The sequence below is a fragment of the uncultured Leifsonia sp. genome (assembly GCF_945957465.1).
In the GTDB taxonomy this organism is placed as follows: domain Bacteria; phylum Actinomycetota; class Actinomycetes; order Actinomycetales; family Microbacteriaceae; genus Leifsonia.
In genome coordinates this window covers 53,629-68,381 of record NZ_CAMFLC010000004.1, presented here as the reverse complement: position 1 = coordinate 68,381, position 14,753 = coordinate 53,629, and the positions used below count along the sequence as shown (strand labels likewise).

Sequence of the window (14,753 nt, the reverse complement as noted above, 5' to 3'; positions counted from 1 at the left end):
CGGTCCGCCGTCGCAGCGGCCGCTCCGCCCGGCACCCGCCGCTACGGCGCCGCCAGCGCGCCGACGGTGAGGAGGTCGACGGTCGTGGTGGTGCAGGCCGTGACCGAATCGTCCTTCACGAACAGCGACTCGGTCGATCCCGGCGGGTAGACGCGGAACCCGTCCGCCTTCTGCGGCTTGCAGTCCGCCTCCGGGTAGTTCATGGCCTGCACGATCTTCAGCGGCGCCCGCGCGGTGCCGCCCGGCTGGAGGACGACCGTCGCGTGCGGTGTGCTCCTGTCGAAGGCCGCCGGCTTGCCGAGCTGTGTGCCGTTGCCGTCGCCGACGAACGACACGCCCGGCCACCCCTGTAGTGAACACGGGGCGGATCCATTGTTGGTGAGAACGAGGGTGACCTCGACGCTGCCGGCGGCACCGCCGCCGCCTGCGCCGATCGATCCGCTGAGCTGGGAGGTCGCGCACTGCCCGTCGACCGGCTGCGAGGTGCTGGTGGCCGTCGGCCGCGGCGAGCCGGAGGCGGTGGACGAGCCCGACGACGTCGGCGAGGGGGACGGGTTCGCCGCTGGAGCGCAGCCGGCGACCCCCACGGCGAGCGCCGCCGCCAGCGCGACTGTGACGATGGTTCGGGCGGTCACGGGTCCGGAGTTCGTCGACATGCCCTATTGTCGGCACGGCGTCCCGCATCCGTGCTCGAAGGCACGCCGCCCTCTCGGAAGTCGCCCTGGCAGGATGGACGTATGAAAGCGCTCGGACAGTGGCTCGCCCGGTGGTGGACGGTCTTCGTCCCGATCGTCGGGATCATCGTGCTCGTGTCCTTCTGGACGGTCGAGCTGCAGCCGGTCGCCGTGGCGCTGATCGCCGTCGTGCTCGCGGGCACGGTGCTGGCCGCCGTGCAGCACGCGGAGGTGGTGGCCCACCGCGTCGGCGAGCCGTTCGGATCGCTCGTGCTCGCCGTGGCCGTGACCGTCATCGAGGTCGCCCTGATCGTCACCCTGATGACGACCGGCAAAGACAGCGCGACGCTCGCTCGCGACACCGTCTTCTCCGCCGTGATGATCACCATGAACGGCATCGTCGGCCTGAGCCTGCTGCTGAGCGCCTCCCGCCGCGAGACGACGACGTTCAACGCCCAGGGCAGCGGCGCCGCCCTCGGCACGGTGACCGCGATGGCCACGCTGACGATGGTGCTCCCGACCTTCACCGTGGCCACGCCCGGCCCCGAGTTCTCGCCGAGCCAGCTGACGTTCGCAGCCATCGCCTCGGTCGCGCTCTACGCGATGTTCGTGTTCACGCAGACGTTCGCCCACCGCGACTTCTTCCTGCCGGTGTCACCCAAAGGCACCCCGCAGCCCGAGGACACGCACGCGGACGCGCCCTCCACCCGCACGGCGCTCATCAGTGTCGGCCTGCTGCTCGTCGCGCTCGTCGCGGTGGTCGGGCTCGCCAAGCTGGAGTCGACGCCGATCGAGCGCGCGGTGACCGGGATCGGCCTCCCGCAGTCGTTCGTCGGCGTCATCATCGCCCTGCTGGTGCTGCTGCCGGAAGGTATCGCCGCATCGAAGGCGGCGCGGCGCAACCGCATGCAGACCAGCCTGAACCTCGCTCTCGGTTCGGCCATCGCGAGCATCGGGCTCACGATCCCCGCGATCGCGGTCGCGTCGATCTGGCTGCCCGGTCCCCTGCACCTCGGCCTCGGTTCGAGCCAGATCGTGCTGCTGATGCTGACCGTGGTGATCAGCATCCTGACGATCATGCCGGGGCAGGCCGCGCGCATCAAGGGCGGCATCCACCTCATCATCTTCGCGGCGTTCATCTTCCTGTCCATCGCTCCGTGAGGGCTGCCATCCGCCGCGTCGGCGACGTAGGGTGACCGCGTGAGCGAGCGCGATCCGCGGGTGGATGCCTACCTGGCCGGGCTGCCGACGTGGCAGCAGGACGTGTTCGGCGAGCTGCGGGACATCCTCCACGAGGCGGACCCCGCGATCGAGGAGACGATCAAGCGGTCGGTGCAGCCGTACTTCGTGCTGGACGGCACGGTCGCCGCGTTCCTCGCCGCACGGGATCACGTGAACCTGTTCGTCTACGACGGCGGGATCGTGCCCGATCCGACCGGGCTCATCACTGCCGGCCACGACAATGCGACAGCCCGCACGATCGGCTTCCGGCAGGGCGACCCGATCGATCGCGAGGCGCTTTTGACGTTCCTGCGCCGGCTCATCGCCGACAACCGCGCGGGCGGCTGGCGCGCGATCACCGGGCGGCGCTGACGGCTGCGTCCCAGAGCTGCTCGGCAGCGAGCCGGGCCGCGAGCGGCGTCCCGCCGCAGAGCGCGGCGCTGGCGGAGGCGCCGTCGAACAGCAGCGTGAGCTGAATCGCGAGCACGTGCGGGGACGCCGCGCCCGCAGCCTCGGCCTGGCGCTGGAAGTACCCCGTCAGCTCCCCCTTGAAGTGCTGCGCCACCAGGGCGGCCGGATGGTCGCGGTCGCGCAGTTCGGTGGCGACGTTGACGAACGGGCAGCCGAAGTAGTCGCCGGCCTCCGCGGCGCGGTGGAGCGCATCGTAGACGTGCAGCACCCGCTCGCGCGGCGAGCGCTCGTCGGCCTCGTCGGCGAAGTAGCCGGCGACGACGCGCGGACCGTACTCGCGGAGCATGTCGGCGACGATGGCGTCCTTGCTCTCGAAGTGCTGGTAGATGGAGCGCTTGGAGACCTGGGCCTCCTGGGCGAGCCGGTCGACGCCGACCGCGTTCACGCCCTCGCGGATGAAGAGCCGGGCGGCGGCGTCGAGTACACGCTCCCGCGGCCGGGGCCGGGCGGGGGATGTCGACGTCATGCCTTCGATTCTAGGGGCGCGCTTGCACAAAGTAAACCGATCTGTGTACATTGACGTGAAACAGATCGGTTTACTTTTGGAGGACTCCCATGACGGATCTCACCGGCCGTGTCGCACTCGTGACCGGCGCCAACCGCGGCCTCGGCGCCGCTTTCGTCTCCGAGCTGCTCGCCCGCGGCGCCACGAAGGTCTACGCGGCGGCGCGCCGCCCCGATTCCGTCGTCGTCGACGACCCGCGCGTCGTGCCGATCGCGCTGGACGTGACCGACGCCGACAGCATCCGCCGGGCTGCGGAGGCGGCGCCCGACGTGACCGTGCTGGTGAACAACGCCGGAATCGGCGTGAACCAGTCGCTCGTGACCGGCGACCTCGCCGAGATCCACCGCGAGTTCGACACCAACTTCTGGGGGCCAGTGCTGGTCACCCGCGCGTTCGCGCCCGCGATCGCCGCCCAGGGTGGAGGCGCGATCGTGAACATGCACTCCGCGCTCAGCTGGTACGCGATCGGCTCCTACAGTGCCACCAAGGCGGCGCTCTGGTCGGCCAGCAACTCGACCCGCGTCGAACTGGCGCCGCAGGGCATCCAGGTCGTCGGCGTGCACGTCGGCTACGTGGACACCGAGATGGCGGCAGACGCGGAGGGCTACAAGGTGCCCCCGGCGCAGGTGGTCCAGGAGGCGCTCGACGCCGTCGTCGCCGGGGAAGCCGAAGCGATCGTCGGCGAGACGGCGCAGCGGGTCAAGTCGGTCCTCCACGAGGACGTGCGCGCGCTCTACCCCCAGCTCGCCAGGTAGGAGTCGCCGGCGAAGCCCTGCGGGCGGATGCCCCACTCCGCCGTCCAGGTCTCGTCGGGCTCCAGCCAGCGCAGTCCCCGACCGGTGTTGAGCGCGTTCGCCGGAGCCGTCATCGGCTCGACGGCGAGCGCGACCTCACCCGCCTCCTTGGTGGCGAACGCCCGATGGGTGAACAGCTGGACGTACGCGAACGCCGCATCGCCCCACAGCGTGACGCGGCGGCCGTCGGGAGCAGCCAGCGTGTGCTCGATCGGCGAGGCGAGTTCGCCGAACCCGTCGTTCAGGTCGAGCTCGGCGACGACCCGGCCTCCGGAGAGGTCGAAGGGCGTGCCGGCCACGGGCGTCTCGCCGACGACGTTCAGCCGGTCGTCGGTCTCGAACCGTGTGCCCGCGTGAACGGTCAGTGTCAGCTGCGTGGGCGGCACGTCACCGATGCGGAGGTAGGGGTGCGCGCCGATCGCCACGGGAGCGGTGCGGGCGCTGCGATTAGTGACACGATGGGTGACCCTGAGCCCCTCGGTGTCGAGCTCATGCGTGACCGTCGTGTCGAGCACGAACGGGAAGCCGGACTCGGGGTAGATCGTGGCGGCCTGGGTGACTGCCGAATCGGTGCGCTCGACCAGCTCGTACGGACGGAACCGGAGGAGACCGTGCGAAGCGTTGCCGAGCGCCGGCTCCGTGATCGCCAGCCGCTGCGGGACGCCGTCCAGCTCCCACACGCCGTCTTTGACCCGGTTGGGCCAGGGCATGAGCACAATGCCGTCGGCAGCGGGAGGAGTGGAATCCTCGGGGAACGGTTCGACGAGGTCCACCCCTCCGTAGCGGAGGGTGCGGATGCCGGCCGCGACCTGGGTGATGGTGGCGGTCAGATCGCCGAACTCGAGTTCGTACTGTTCTCCTGTCGGTGCGCGCATGGAGACAGCGTATGCCTCAGGCGATGGTCACGGGCAGGCCCGCGGCCCGCAGCGCCGCGACGTCGTCCGGGTCCGCCGACTCCCCGGTGAGCAGTCCGGCCACCTCGTCGATCGCGGCGATGCGGCCGACGTGGGTGCGGCCGAGTTTGGACCCGTCGGCGACCACCAGGGCGCGGCCCGAGGTCGAGACCATCACGCGCTTCAGGTCGGCCTCCGGAAGGTTGACGTTGGTAATGCCTCCGGTGGGATGCACGCCGGTGCAGCCGATGAACGCGATGTCGGCGTGCACGCGCTCCAGCAGCGTGGACGCGAGCGGCTCGACGAGGGAGTGCTGCAGCGGGCGCAGCGTCCCACCGGTCACCACCACCTGGAACCGCGGGATGGCACGCTCCAGTTCGAGGGCGATCGTGAGCCCGTTCGTGATGACCGTGACGTCGTCCAGCTCGTCGCGGTCGGCGAGAGCGCTCGCGATCGCCGCCGTGGTCGTTCCGACGTCGAGCAGCACGCTGCTGCCGGGCTCGACCAGGGCGGCGGCGGCCTCCCCGATCCGCCGCTTCTCGTCGGCGGAGGACTCCAGCGCCTCCTCGAAGCTCACCTCGCGCGTGCCCGCGCTGCGGAGGACGGCCCCGCCGTGGACGCGGCGGATGCTCTGCTGCGAGTCGAGAGCGTCGAGGTCGCTGCGCACCGTCACGTCGGAGACCTGGAACTCCTCGCTCAACTCGGCGACGCGCACGAAGCCCGCGCGCCCGATCAGCTCGAGCATCCGCTCGCGGCGCAGCGCTGCAGGCAGGGGTTCGGTCATACCCGCAATGCTCCTGTGCTTGTGTTTTCTTGTCAATACGCAAGCAATTGGGTACATTTACTTTCGCAAACGAAAGGTAAGCATGGCCGCCATCACGAAGCGCCCGCACCGCCTCTCCGACGGTCGCGACCTGATCTACTACGACGACGCCGACTCGACGCTCGACCCGGAGCGCGCCCCCGACCTCCGGGAGCCGGCTCCGCGTCCCGCGACCGCGACCATGCGGCAGGACCCCCTGACCGGCGAATGGATCTCCATCGCTGCGGCCCGCCAGAACCGCGTCATGCTTCCACCCGCCGAACTCGACCCGCTCGCACCGGCCTCCCCGCAGAACCCGTCCGAGATCCCCAGCCTCTACGACGTCGCGGTCTTCGAGAACAAGTCGCCGTCGTTCGGCCCTCTGCTCGACGACGCGAACCAGCCGGCGGACCTCGACGACCTCGCGACCGTCGGCCTCGGCCGCACCCGCACCTCCGTCGGCCGCTGCGAGGTGGTGTGCTTCAGCCCGGCCAGCACCGGGTCGTTCGGCAGTCTCACCCCGACGCGAGCGCGAACCGTCATCGAGGCCTGGGCCGACCGCACCGCGGCGCTCTCCGCCCTGCCGAACGTGCGCCAGGTGTTCCCGTTCGAGAACCGCGGGGAGGCCATCGGCGTCACGCTGCACCACCCGCACGGCCAGATCTACGCCTACCCCTACATCACCCCGCGCACCAACGCGCTCATCCGTTCGCTCGACAGCTACGGCCCGACGCTGTTCGCCGACATCCTCGAACGCGAGCGCGCCTCCGAGCGGGTCGTCCTCGCCGGCGAGCACTGGACGGCGTTCGTGCCGTTCGCCGCGCGCTGGCCGATCGAGATCCACGTGCTGCCGCACCGGCACATCCCGGACCTCGCGGCCACCTCCGACGCCGAGCGCGACGAGCTCGCGACCCTCTACCTGCGCGTGCTGCGCGGCGTCGACGCGCTCTACGACTCCCCCACGCCGTACATCGCGGCCTGGCATCAGGCGCCCGTCCACACGCACCGCGACGACATCCGCCTGATGCTGCAGCTCACCTCCCCCCGCCGCGGCGCGGATAAGCTGAAGTACCTGGCCGGCTCGGAGTCGGCCATGGGCGCCTGGATCGGCGACATCCCGCCGGAGCAGGCGGCCGCCGCGCTGCGGGAGGCCGTGGCCCGGGCCGATCGTGAGAACCCCGTCGGCGCGCTCCCGCCCGGGATCGGCGGCCTGGTCACGGTCGCCGGCAACACCGGCCCCGCCGCCCCCGGCACCGCCCCCGACATCCTCGAAGGAAAGACCACCGCATGAGCGACCTGCGCACCGGCGTCCGCGACGACTTCAGCTCGATCTTCGGACGCGAACCCGACGGCGTCTGGTCGAGCCCCGGCCGCGTCAACCTCATCGGCGAGCACACCGACTACAACCTGGGCTTCGTGCTGCCCTTCGCGATCAACCGCCGCACGGTCGCGGCGCTCGGCCTGCGCGACGACCGCACCGTGCGCGTCGGCAGCACCTTCGCCGACGAACTCGTCGAGATCGACCTCGACCGCCTCGCCCCCGAGGCCCTCGACGGCTGGTCGGCGTACCCGCTCGGTGTCGCCTGGGCTCTGGGCGAGTTCGGGGCCGACCTCGCCGCCGTGCCGGGCTTCGACCTGCTGATCGACTCGAACGTCCCGGTCGGGGCCGGGCTCTCGTCGTCGGCGGCGATCGAGGGTGCGACCGCGCTCGCCCTCAACGACGTGTGGCGGCTCGGCCTCGACCGCCGCACGCTCGCGCGCGTGGGCCAGCGCAGCGAGAACATCGTCGTCGGCGCGCCCACCGGGATCATGGACCAGTCGGCCTCCCTGCTGGGCGAGCAGGACGCCGCCGTGTTCCTCGACTGCCGCTCGCTCGACGCGCAGATCGTCCCGCTCGGCCTCGAGGAGGCCGGGCTGGCGATCCTCATCGTCGACACCGGCGTCACCCACGCGCACGCCACCGGCGGGTACGCGGAGCGGCGTGCGTCGTGCGAAGCCGGCGCCCGAGCGCTCGGCGTCGAGTCGTTGCGCGACGTGAGCGTGGACGACCTCCCCCGCGCCAGAGAGATCCTCGACGACCTCACGTTCCGCCGCGTACGGCACGTGGTCACCGAGGACCAGCGCGTTCTCGACACCGTGCGCACGCTCCGCGAGAGCGGGCCGGCCGCGATCGGCGACCTGCTCGACGCGTCCCACGTGTCCATGCGCGACGACTTCGAGATCTCGGTGCCGGAACTCGACCTCGCGGTCGAGACGGCGCAGGCGAACGGCGCGATCGGCGCGAGGATGACCGGAGGCGGGTTCGGCGGCTCGGCGATCGCCCTCGTTCCCGTCGACGCACTGAGCCGGGTGCAGGTGGCCCTCGACGGAGCGTTCGCCGAGCACGGGTTCGCCCAGCCGGAGCTGTTCACGGTCACGCCGTCCCAGGGCGCAGTCCGCGAGAGCTGAGCCGAGTTCATCCAACAGACACCTCGCTTCGCCAGAATGGGACGATGAGCGACCCGCAGATCACCTGGCTGAGCCCGGACACCGTCCAGCTCCGTCAGCCCAAGTCGTCGCACTGGGAGGCACCGTTCCTGTTCCTGCTGTTCGGCCGGGAGCGTGCCCTCCTGATCGACACCGGCGCCACCGGCGACGAGGCGGTCTTCCCGCTACGGGCCACGATCGACTCTCTGACAGACACCTGGCTGCGGCGCAACCCGGCGGTGTTCACCCGTCCGTACCCGCTTGTCGTCGCCCACAGCCATGCCCATCGCGACCACATCGCCGGGGATGCCCTCCTGTCGGTCCGGCCGGGGACCACCGTCGTCGGCACGACCCCTGCGCAGGTGATCGCGTTCTTCGGTTTCCACTCCTGGCCGCACGAGACCGTGGAGTTCTCGCTCGGCAGGCGCATCGTCGACGTGATCGCAGGCCCGGGTCACGAGCCGTCCGCCGTCGCCTTCTTCGATCGGGAGACGGGCATCCTGTTCACGGGCGACACCGTGCTCCCCGGTCACCTCTATGTGCGCGACCTCGCTCAGTTCGCGGCGACGATCGAACGGCTGCAGCACTTCCGGGACGCCCCGACAGCGCCCGTCAGAGAGCTCCGCGGCGCCCATGTCGAGATGTCGACGACCCCCGGCGAGATCTACCCGCCCGGCACACTCGACCAGCCGGACGAGCTGCCGCTCGCACTCCCTCCGCGCATCCTGGACCGCGTGCGCTCGGCGCTCGACGACCTGCGCGGCGAGCCCGGCGAGCGCATCGTCCGCAAGCGCTTCGTCGTCGTGAACGAGTGACCCGGTCGCCGAGGGGCACGTCGATGTCGCGTACGAAGCGTGGAACCGACGACGACGTGCCCCTCGCGCATCTGGATGGGCGCTCTAGGGTGAGTGCATGACTCTCGTGACCCTTGCAGACGGCTCCGCCCCGCGCGTCGCCGACGACGCCTTCGTCGCCGCCGGCGCCGTGCTCGCCGGCCGCGTGCACCTCCTGCCCGGCTCCAGCGTCTGGTACAACGCCGTCCTGCGCGCGGAGGCCGAGGACATCGTCGTGGGCGAACGGAGCAACCTCCAGGACAACGTGTCCTGCCACGTCGACCGCGGCTTCCCGCTGACCATCGGCTCCGACGTCTCCGTCGGCCACAACGCGGTGCTGCACGGCTGCACCATCGAAGACGGTGTGCTGGTGGGGATGCACGCCACCGTGCTCAACGGCGCCGTGGTCGGCGCCGGGTCGTTGCTGGCCGCAGGCACCGTCGTGCTGGAGGGGGCGGTGATCCCGCCCGGATCCCTGGTCGCCGGCGTGCCGGGCAAGGTACGCCGCGAGCTCAGCGACGAGGAGCGCGCCGGCATCCTCCGCAACGCGGGAGCGTACCTCGTGCACGTCACCGAGCATCCCGCCGGCTGACGCCGAAGGGGCGCCGAAGGGGCGCCGAGGGGGCGCCGAAGGGCGCCTTCGCGCCCTTAAGAGCGGGTTTTAGGGGCGTTAAGGCGCCCCTCGGCGGTCCCTCGCGCTAGTCAGGCGGGCACGACCGGGCCGGGCTCGCCAGCGGTGATGCGGACGAGCTCGTCGAACGTCGTCGGGAAGACCGTGTGCGCGTGGCCTGCGGCCGCCCAGACCTCGGGATAGCCGGCCAGTGCGACATCCACGACGGTCCGCAGCCGCTCGGGATGGCCGAGCGGCGCGACGCCGCCGATCGTCTGGCCGGTGGCGGCCTTCACGGTGTCCGCGTCCGCGCGACGGATGCGGCCCCCGAGCCGCTCGCCCAGGAAGGCCGTGTCGACCCGGTGCGCTCCGGAGGTCATGACGAGCAGCGGCTCGCCGTCGATGGTGAACACCAGCGAGTTGGCGATCGCCCCGACCTCGACGCCCAGCTCGGCCGCCGCGGAGACCGCGGTCGGCGTCGCCGACTCGAACCAGCGCACGCGCGGCTCGATCCCGGCCTCCAGGAGGGCGGCCTCCACCCGCTCGACGGCGGGGTGCGTGCGCTCGGCGCCGTCGTCGGTCATGCCAGGGCCCGCTCGGCGGACTCGACGACGTTCTGCAGCAGCAGCGCGCGCGTCATGGGCCCGACCCCGCCGGGGTTGGGCGAGATCCACGAGGCCACCTCGGCGACGTCCGCCGCCACGTCTCCGGCGACCTTGCTCTTGCCCGTCACCGGGTCCTCGATGCGGCTCACGCCCACGTCGAGCACCACGGCGCCCGGCTTGACGTTGTCGGCGGAGACCAGGCCGGCGACACCGGCCGCTGCGACGATGATGTCGGCGCGCCTCAAATGGGCGTCCAGGTCGGCCGTGCCGGTGTGCGTCAGCGTGACGGTCGCGTTGTACTCGCGCCGGGTGAGGAGCGAGCCGATCGCCCGGCCCACGGTCACCCCGCGACCGACGACCACGACGTCCTTGCCGCTCAGGTCGATGCCGTGGCGCAGCATCAGGTCGATGACGCCGCGGGGCGTACAGGGCAGCGGCGTCGTGATCGGGCGGTTCACGTTGAGCACGAGCCGTCCCAGGTTGGTGGGGTGGAGGCCGTCGGCGTCCTTGGCGGGGTCGACGAGCTCGAGGATGGCGTCCGTGTCGATGTGCCGCGGCAGCGGAAGCTGAACGATGAAGCCCGTGCAGTCCGGGTCGTCGTTGAGCTCCTCGATCACGGCCTCGAGCTCGGCCTGCGAGATGTCCGCCGGCAGATCCCGGCGGATGGAGGCGATGCCCACCTCCGCGCAGTCGCGGTGCTTGCCCGCGACATACCACTGCGACCCCGGGTCGTCGCCGACCAGGATCGTGCCGAGCCCGGGCACGACGCCCTGCTCGCGCAGCCGCGCGACGCGCTCCTTCAGCTCCGCCTTGATCTCGGCCGCGGTCGCCTTGCCGTCCAGAATCTTCGCCGTCACGCCGGCCTCCACACTCGTTGCGAACCGTCGAGTACGCGGATAGTCCGCGTACTCGACGGTTTCTGGCTGATTATTCGCGTACTCGGCTGCTGCCGAGGGGCGGTCAGATCGAAGACGGGAGCTCGACCGGGAAGGCGTCCTGACCCGACGGGGTCAGCCCCGGGTAGAGCGGGAACGCCGCGGTGAGCGCGTCGACCCGGGCACGCAGTGCCGGGAGGTCGGCACCGGGGCGCAACGCGAGCGCGATGATGTCCGCCACCTCGGTGAACTCGACGTCGCCGAATCCGCGCGTCGCGAGCGCCGGAGTGCCGATGCGGAGACCGGAGGTCACCATCGGCGGGCGCGGGTCGAAGGGCACTGCGTTGCGGTTGACCGTGATGCCGACCTCGTGCAGGACGTCCTCCGCCTGCTGACCGTCGAGCTCTGACGTGCGGAGGTCGGCGAGGACGAGGTGCACATCGGTGCCTCCGGTGAGGACGTCGACGCCCGCGGCACGCGAGTCGTCCGCGGTCAGGCGCTCGGCGAGCAGCTTGGCCCCGCGGATGGTGCGCTCCTGGCGGTCCTTGAACTCGTCGGTCGCGGCGAGCTTGAACGCGGTCGCCTTGGCTGCGATCACGTGCATGAGGGGGCCGCCCTGCTGTCCCGGGAACACGTTCGAGTTGAGCTTCTTGGCCAGCTCGGTGTCGCGGCTGACGATGAAGCCGGACCGCGGACCGCCGATGGTCTTGTGCACGGTCGAGCTGACGACGTCCGCGTAGGGCACGGGAGACGGATGCAGACCAGCGGCCACGAGTCCGGCGAAGTGCGCCATGTCGACCCACAGCTTGGCGCCCACCTCGTCGGCGATCTCGCGGAAGGCTGCGAAGTCGAGCTGGCGCGGGTACGCGGACCAGCCGGCGATGATGACCTGCGGCTTGTGCTCGAGCGCCTTGTCGCGCACCACGTTCATGTCGACGAGGAACGACTCGGGGTCGACACCGTAGGAGACCGCGTTGTAGAGCTTGCCCGAGAAGTTGAGCTTCATGCCGTGCGTGAGGTGGCCGCCGTGCGCGAGCTCGAGGCCGAGGATCGTGTCGCCCGGGGTCGCGATCGCCGACAGGACGGCGGCGTTGGCGGACGCACCCGAGTGAGGCTGGACGTTCGCGTACTCGGCGCCGAACAGGCTCTTCGCCCGGTCGATCGCCAGCTGCTCGGCGATGTCGACGTACTCGCAGCCGCCGTAGTACCGGCGGCCGGGATAGCCCTCGGCGTACTTGTTGGTCAGGACGGAACCGACCGACTCGAGCACTGCGCGCGGCACGAAGTTCTCGGAGGCGATCATCTCCAGGTAGTCGCGCTGGCGGCCGAGCTCGAGAGCCAGCACCTCCGCGATCTCCGGATCGACCTCCGCCAGCGGTGCGGTGAAAGTGGACGGAAGGGTGTCGGTCACAATCGGCTCCTTCAAAACAGGGATGAATACTGCATCGACCCAGGCGCGCGGCCGAATCCATCCGTTCGTTCGAGGTACCGTCGTCGCTCCCCGATGGTGACCATCTGAGCGCCAGTCGCGACGTGAGCAAGCATAGCAAAGGCGCGCACGCTGGAGGCCTGCTCATCGGCCGGAGGCTTGCTCATTAGTTAGGAGCCCTGCAATACTCGCTGGTGGCCGTCCCGCGGGCGGGCAGTGCCGGCCGACACCCCGAGTATCCCCCTGACGTCGTGAGGAGCATCCGTGGTCGTGCCGCGCCCCGCCCTGCTCGAGAACACGGGCGACGCGCCCTTCACCCTCCTCCCCGGCGCACGGATCATCGTCGCGGGCTCCGGAGCCGACGTGGTCGGGCGGTTGCTGCGGGACGAGTTGGCCTCGGACTGCCGACGCGACCTCGCCGTCGTGCACGAGCCTCCCGCGTTCGGTGACATCGCCATCGTGATCGCCGACGACGAGGGCCCCGCCGGCCACGCTGCCGAGGGCTACACCCTGGACGTCGCCGCCGAGGGCGTCCGCATCGGCGCGGCGACCGCGGCCGGCGCGTTCTGGGGCGTGCAGACGCTTCGCCAGCTGGTGCCGGCCGTGTGCGACGGCGACCCGCTGACCGTGGCGGCCGTGCGGATCAGCGACCATCCGCGCTTCGCGTACCGGGGCGCGATGCTCGACGTCGCCCGCCACTTCTTCCCGCCGGCCGACGTCAAACGGTTCATCGATGCCATCGTTCTGCTCAAGCTGAACCACCTGCATCTGCATCTGACCGACGACCAGGGCTGGCGGATCGAGATCGCATCATGGCCCGAGCTGACCCGCCACGGCGGATCGACGGGGAGCGATGGCAGCCGCGGCGGATATTACACAGCCGGCGAGTACCGCGACCTGGTCGACTATGCCGCGGAGCGCTGCGTCACGATCGTGCCCGAGATCGACATGCCCGGCCACACGAACGCTGCGCTGTCGTCGTACCCGGAGCTGAACCCGGACGGCGTAGCACCGGCGCTGTACACCGGGTCGGAGGTCGGCTTCAGCACTCTGCAGACCGGCGACCCGGTGACCGACCGGTTCGTCCGTGACGTGATAGGGGAGCTCGCCGCCCTCACTCCGGGACCGTACCTGCACATCGGCGGGGACGAGTGCCTGAGCACGCCGGTGCAGGATTTCCTGACCTTCATCCGGCAGGCGGCGGAGGCGGTCGCCGAGTCGGGCAAGATCCCGATCGGCTGGCACGAGATGGGCCGCAGCGCCGAGCTCCCGACGGGGACCGTGGGCCAGTACTGGTCGTTCCGCACACCGCAGAACGGCGCCGCCGAGGAGACGCTCTCGTTCGTCCGCGGCGGCGGCGCGGTGATCATGTCCCCGGCGGATGTCGCCTACCTCGACATCGTGTACGAGGAGGGCGACGTGATCGGCCAGGACTGGGCTGACGGGCCGACCGACCTGCGCAGCTCGTACGAGTGGGATCCGGCCCGGATCGTCCCCGGGCTCGGCGACGCCCACATCCTGGGCGTCGAAGCCCCGCTCTGGACCGAGACGATCGCGACGGTCGAGGAGGTGGAGGACATGGTCTTCCCGCGCATCGCCGCGATCGCCGAGATCGGCTGGTCGTCTGCGCCCGCCGACACCGGAGCCGTCGAGACGGCGCGCGACTTCGATGACTTCGCCTCCCGTGTCGGGCGCCTCGCCGAGCACTGGGATGCGTCGGGCACGTCGTACCGACGGGTGCCCGGGGTGCCGTGGCCGGAGGTCGTCGTCGGCTGACGCGTGCGTGATCGGTCCGTACCACGGCTCCCTGCCCGACAGCGGTGAGCCGGCGACCCCGGTGGGCCGCCGGCTCACCGCCGAGCGAGGTCACGGTCGTGACGTGGCCTTCGTCGCCTCGTGCTCGTCAGGTCTGATCAGGCCGCGGCGCCGGCTCGCGCACGACGGCGACGGACGATGAGAAGCACGAGACCGCCCACGAACAGCAGGACGGCACCCGTCGCGATGCCGGTGACGGCGATGTCCGAGCCGGTCATCGCCAAACCGCCCGAGCCGGAACCGGAGGCCGAACTCGAGCCTGTGCCCGAGCCGGTGCCGGTGCCGGCGCCCGTTCCGTCACCCGTGCCGGGATCGGTCGATCCCGCCGCGCGGACGACGGTCGTGACCACGAAGTGGTCCCACACCTCGCCGGAGGCGAGGATCACGTCGAGCTCGTACTGGTCGCCGTCCTGAGCGCTCATCGGGATGACGAACGTGAAGGTGTGCGACCCGTCGGCCGCCGCGGGCTTGGCGAACGTGCCTTCTGTCGCCGGCGCGGTCTTCAGGGATGCCAGCGTCATGGTGTGCGCCTCGACGCCCCGGATCTTCTGGGTGAGTGTCTCACCGGCGGCGTAGGTCTCTGGCGCCGCGGTGTAGGTGATCGTGTCGCCGGGCGCGCCGACGAGCGAGCTGAGCGTGCCGTGGAGTGCGTCGCCCGCGCCGGGCGGGTATGGTGCGGCGTTCGCACCTGCGGCCGGCGCCAGGGCCACCGCTAGGGCGACGAGGCCGCCGAAGATCGTCTTTCGCATGGGGTTCTCCT

At 71.0% G+C, this 14,753-nt stretch carries 16 protein-coding genes and 1 riboswitch; of the genes, 8 read left to right on the top strand and 8 right to left on the bottom strand.

The genetic code is table 11. From position 1 onward, the window contains the following. Positions 1-41: 41 nt before the first annotated feature. Complete coding sequence (locus Q0Q23_RS03420; protein ID WP_295119312.1) at positions 42-656, bottom strand: DUF4232 domain-containing protein; 615 nt, start codon at positions 654-656, stop codon at positions 42-44. A gap of 81 nt (positions 657-737) precedes the next feature. Between Q0Q23_RS03420 and Q0Q23_RS03415 the strand changes: the two genes are divergently transcribed. Continuing rightward, entirely contained in the window at positions 738-1,835 is a 1,098-nt protein-coding gene (locus tag Q0Q23_RS03415; RefSeq protein ID WP_295119309.1) for a calcium:proton antiporter, read from the top strand. 39 nt (positions 1,836-1,874) lie between these two features. Continuing rightward, positions 1,875-2,267, top strand: coding sequence for a DUF1801 domain-containing protein (locus tag Q0Q23_RS03410; RefSeq protein WP_295119306.1), 393 nt, complete (start codon positions 1,875-1,877; stop codon positions 2,265-2,267). Here Q0Q23_RS03410 and Q0Q23_RS03405 read toward each other — a convergent pair. Continuing rightward, on the bottom strand, positions 2,251-2,832 hold the full coding sequence (locus Q0Q23_RS03405; RefSeq protein ID WP_295119303.1) for a TetR/AcrR family transcriptional regulator: 582 nt from the start codon (positions 2,830-2,832) through the stop codon (positions 2,251-2,253). The genes Q0Q23_RS03410 and Q0Q23_RS03405 overlap by 17 nt on opposite strands. A gap of 89 nt (positions 2,833-2,921) precedes the next feature. On the opposite strand from Q0Q23_RS03405, the gene Q0Q23_RS03400 reads away from it, so the two are divergent. After that, positions 2,922-3,626 (top strand): SDR family oxidoreductase, encoded by a 705-nt coding sequence (locus Q0Q23_RS03400; RefSeq protein WP_295119300.1) that lies wholly within the window; start codon positions 2,922-2,924, stop codon positions 3,624-3,626. On the opposite strand, the gene Q0Q23_RS03395 is transcribed toward Q0Q23_RS03400, so the two are convergent. Both Q0Q23_RS03395 and Q0Q23_RS03390 read right to left on the bottom strand, forming a co-directional pair. Continuing rightward, positions 3,605-4,540, bottom strand: a complete 936-nt coding sequence (locus tag Q0Q23_RS03395; protein WP_295119299.1) for an aldose 1-epimerase family protein — start codon at positions 4,538-4,540, stop codon at positions 3,605-3,607. The genes Q0Q23_RS03400 and Q0Q23_RS03395 overlap by 22 nt on opposite strands. Before the next feature lie 16 nt (positions 4,541-4,556). After that, positions 4,557-5,342 carry a DeoR/GlpR family DNA-binding transcription regulator gene (locus Q0Q23_RS03390; RefSeq protein ID WP_295119296.1) on the bottom strand — a complete coding sequence of 262 codons (786 nt, stop codon included), beginning with the start codon at positions 5,340-5,342 and terminating at the stop codon, positions 4,557-4,559. 82 nt (positions 5,343-5,424) lie between these two features. Between Q0Q23_RS03390 and galT the strand changes: the two genes are divergently transcribed. From galT to Q0Q23_RS03370, 4 genes are all read left to right on the top strand, one after another. Further along, complete coding sequence (gene galT, locus Q0Q23_RS03385; RefSeq protein WP_295119293.1) at positions 5,425-6,651, top strand: galactose-1-phosphate uridylyltransferase; 1,227 nt, start codon at positions 5,425-5,427, stop codon at positions 6,649-6,651. Then, entirely contained in the window at positions 6,648-7,808 is a 1,161-nt protein-coding gene (gene galK, locus Q0Q23_RS03380; protein ID WP_295119290.1) for a galactokinase, read from the top strand. The genes galT and galK overlap by 4 nt, the downstream gene beginning before the upstream one ends. A 44-nt stretch (positions 7,809-7,852) precedes the next feature. Beyond that, the gene (locus Q0Q23_RS03375; protein ID WP_295119286.1) at positions 7,853-8,641 is read left to right on the top strand and encodes an MBL fold metallo-hydrolase; all 789 of its coding nucleotides are present in this window, start codon (positions 7,853-7,855) and stop codon (positions 8,639-8,641) included. Positions 8,642-8,738: 97 nt separating this feature from the next. Next, positions 8,739-9,251, top strand: coding sequence for a gamma carbonic anhydrase family protein (locus tag Q0Q23_RS03370; RefSeq protein WP_295119283.1), 513 nt, complete (start codon positions 8,739-8,741; stop codon positions 9,249-9,251). A gap of 110 nt (positions 9,252-9,361) precedes the next feature. Here Q0Q23_RS03370 and Q0Q23_RS03365 read toward each other — a convergent pair whose 3' ends face one another. From Q0Q23_RS03365 to glyA, 3 genes are all read right to left on the bottom strand, one after another. Continuing rightward, positions 9,362-9,853, bottom strand: coding sequence for a YbaK/EbsC family protein (locus Q0Q23_RS03365; protein ID WP_295119279.1), 492 nt, complete (start codon positions 9,851-9,853; stop codon positions 9,362-9,364). Further along, positions 9,850-10,731: a bifunctional methylenetetrahydrofolate dehydrogenase/methenyltetrahydrofolate cyclohydrolase gene (locus Q0Q23_RS03360; RefSeq protein ID WP_295119276.1), complete on the bottom strand. Its 882-nt coding sequence runs from the start codon at positions 10,729-10,731 to the stop codon at positions 9,850-9,852. Before Q0Q23_RS03360 ends, Q0Q23_RS03365 begins: the two co-directional genes overlap by 4 nt. 103 nt (positions 10,732-10,834) lie before the next feature. Continuing rightward, a complete protein-coding gene (gene glyA / locus Q0Q23_RS03355; RefSeq protein ID WP_295119273.1) occupies positions 10,835-12,160 on the bottom strand; it encodes a serine hydroxymethyltransferase in 1,326 nt (441 codons plus the stop codon). 30 nt (positions 12,161-12,190) lie between these two features. After that, positions 12,191-12,289: riboswitch (ZMP/ZTP riboswitch) on the bottom strand. Positions 12,290-12,442: 153 nt separating this feature from the next. Here glyA and Q0Q23_RS03350 point away from each other — a divergent pair. After that, positions 12,443-13,954, top strand: coding sequence for a family 20 glycosylhydrolase (locus Q0Q23_RS03350; protein WP_295119271.1), 1,512 nt, complete (start codon positions 12,443-12,445; stop codon positions 13,952-13,954). 137 nt (positions 13,955-14,091) lie between these two features. On the opposite strand, the gene Q0Q23_RS03345 is transcribed toward Q0Q23_RS03350, so the two are convergent. Next, positions 14,092-14,742 (bottom strand): hypothetical protein, encoded by a 651-nt coding sequence (locus tag Q0Q23_RS03345; RefSeq protein ID WP_295119268.1) that lies wholly within the window; start codon positions 14,740-14,742, stop codon positions 14,092-14,094. Between the last annotated feature and the right edge of the window lie 11 nt (positions 14,743-14,753).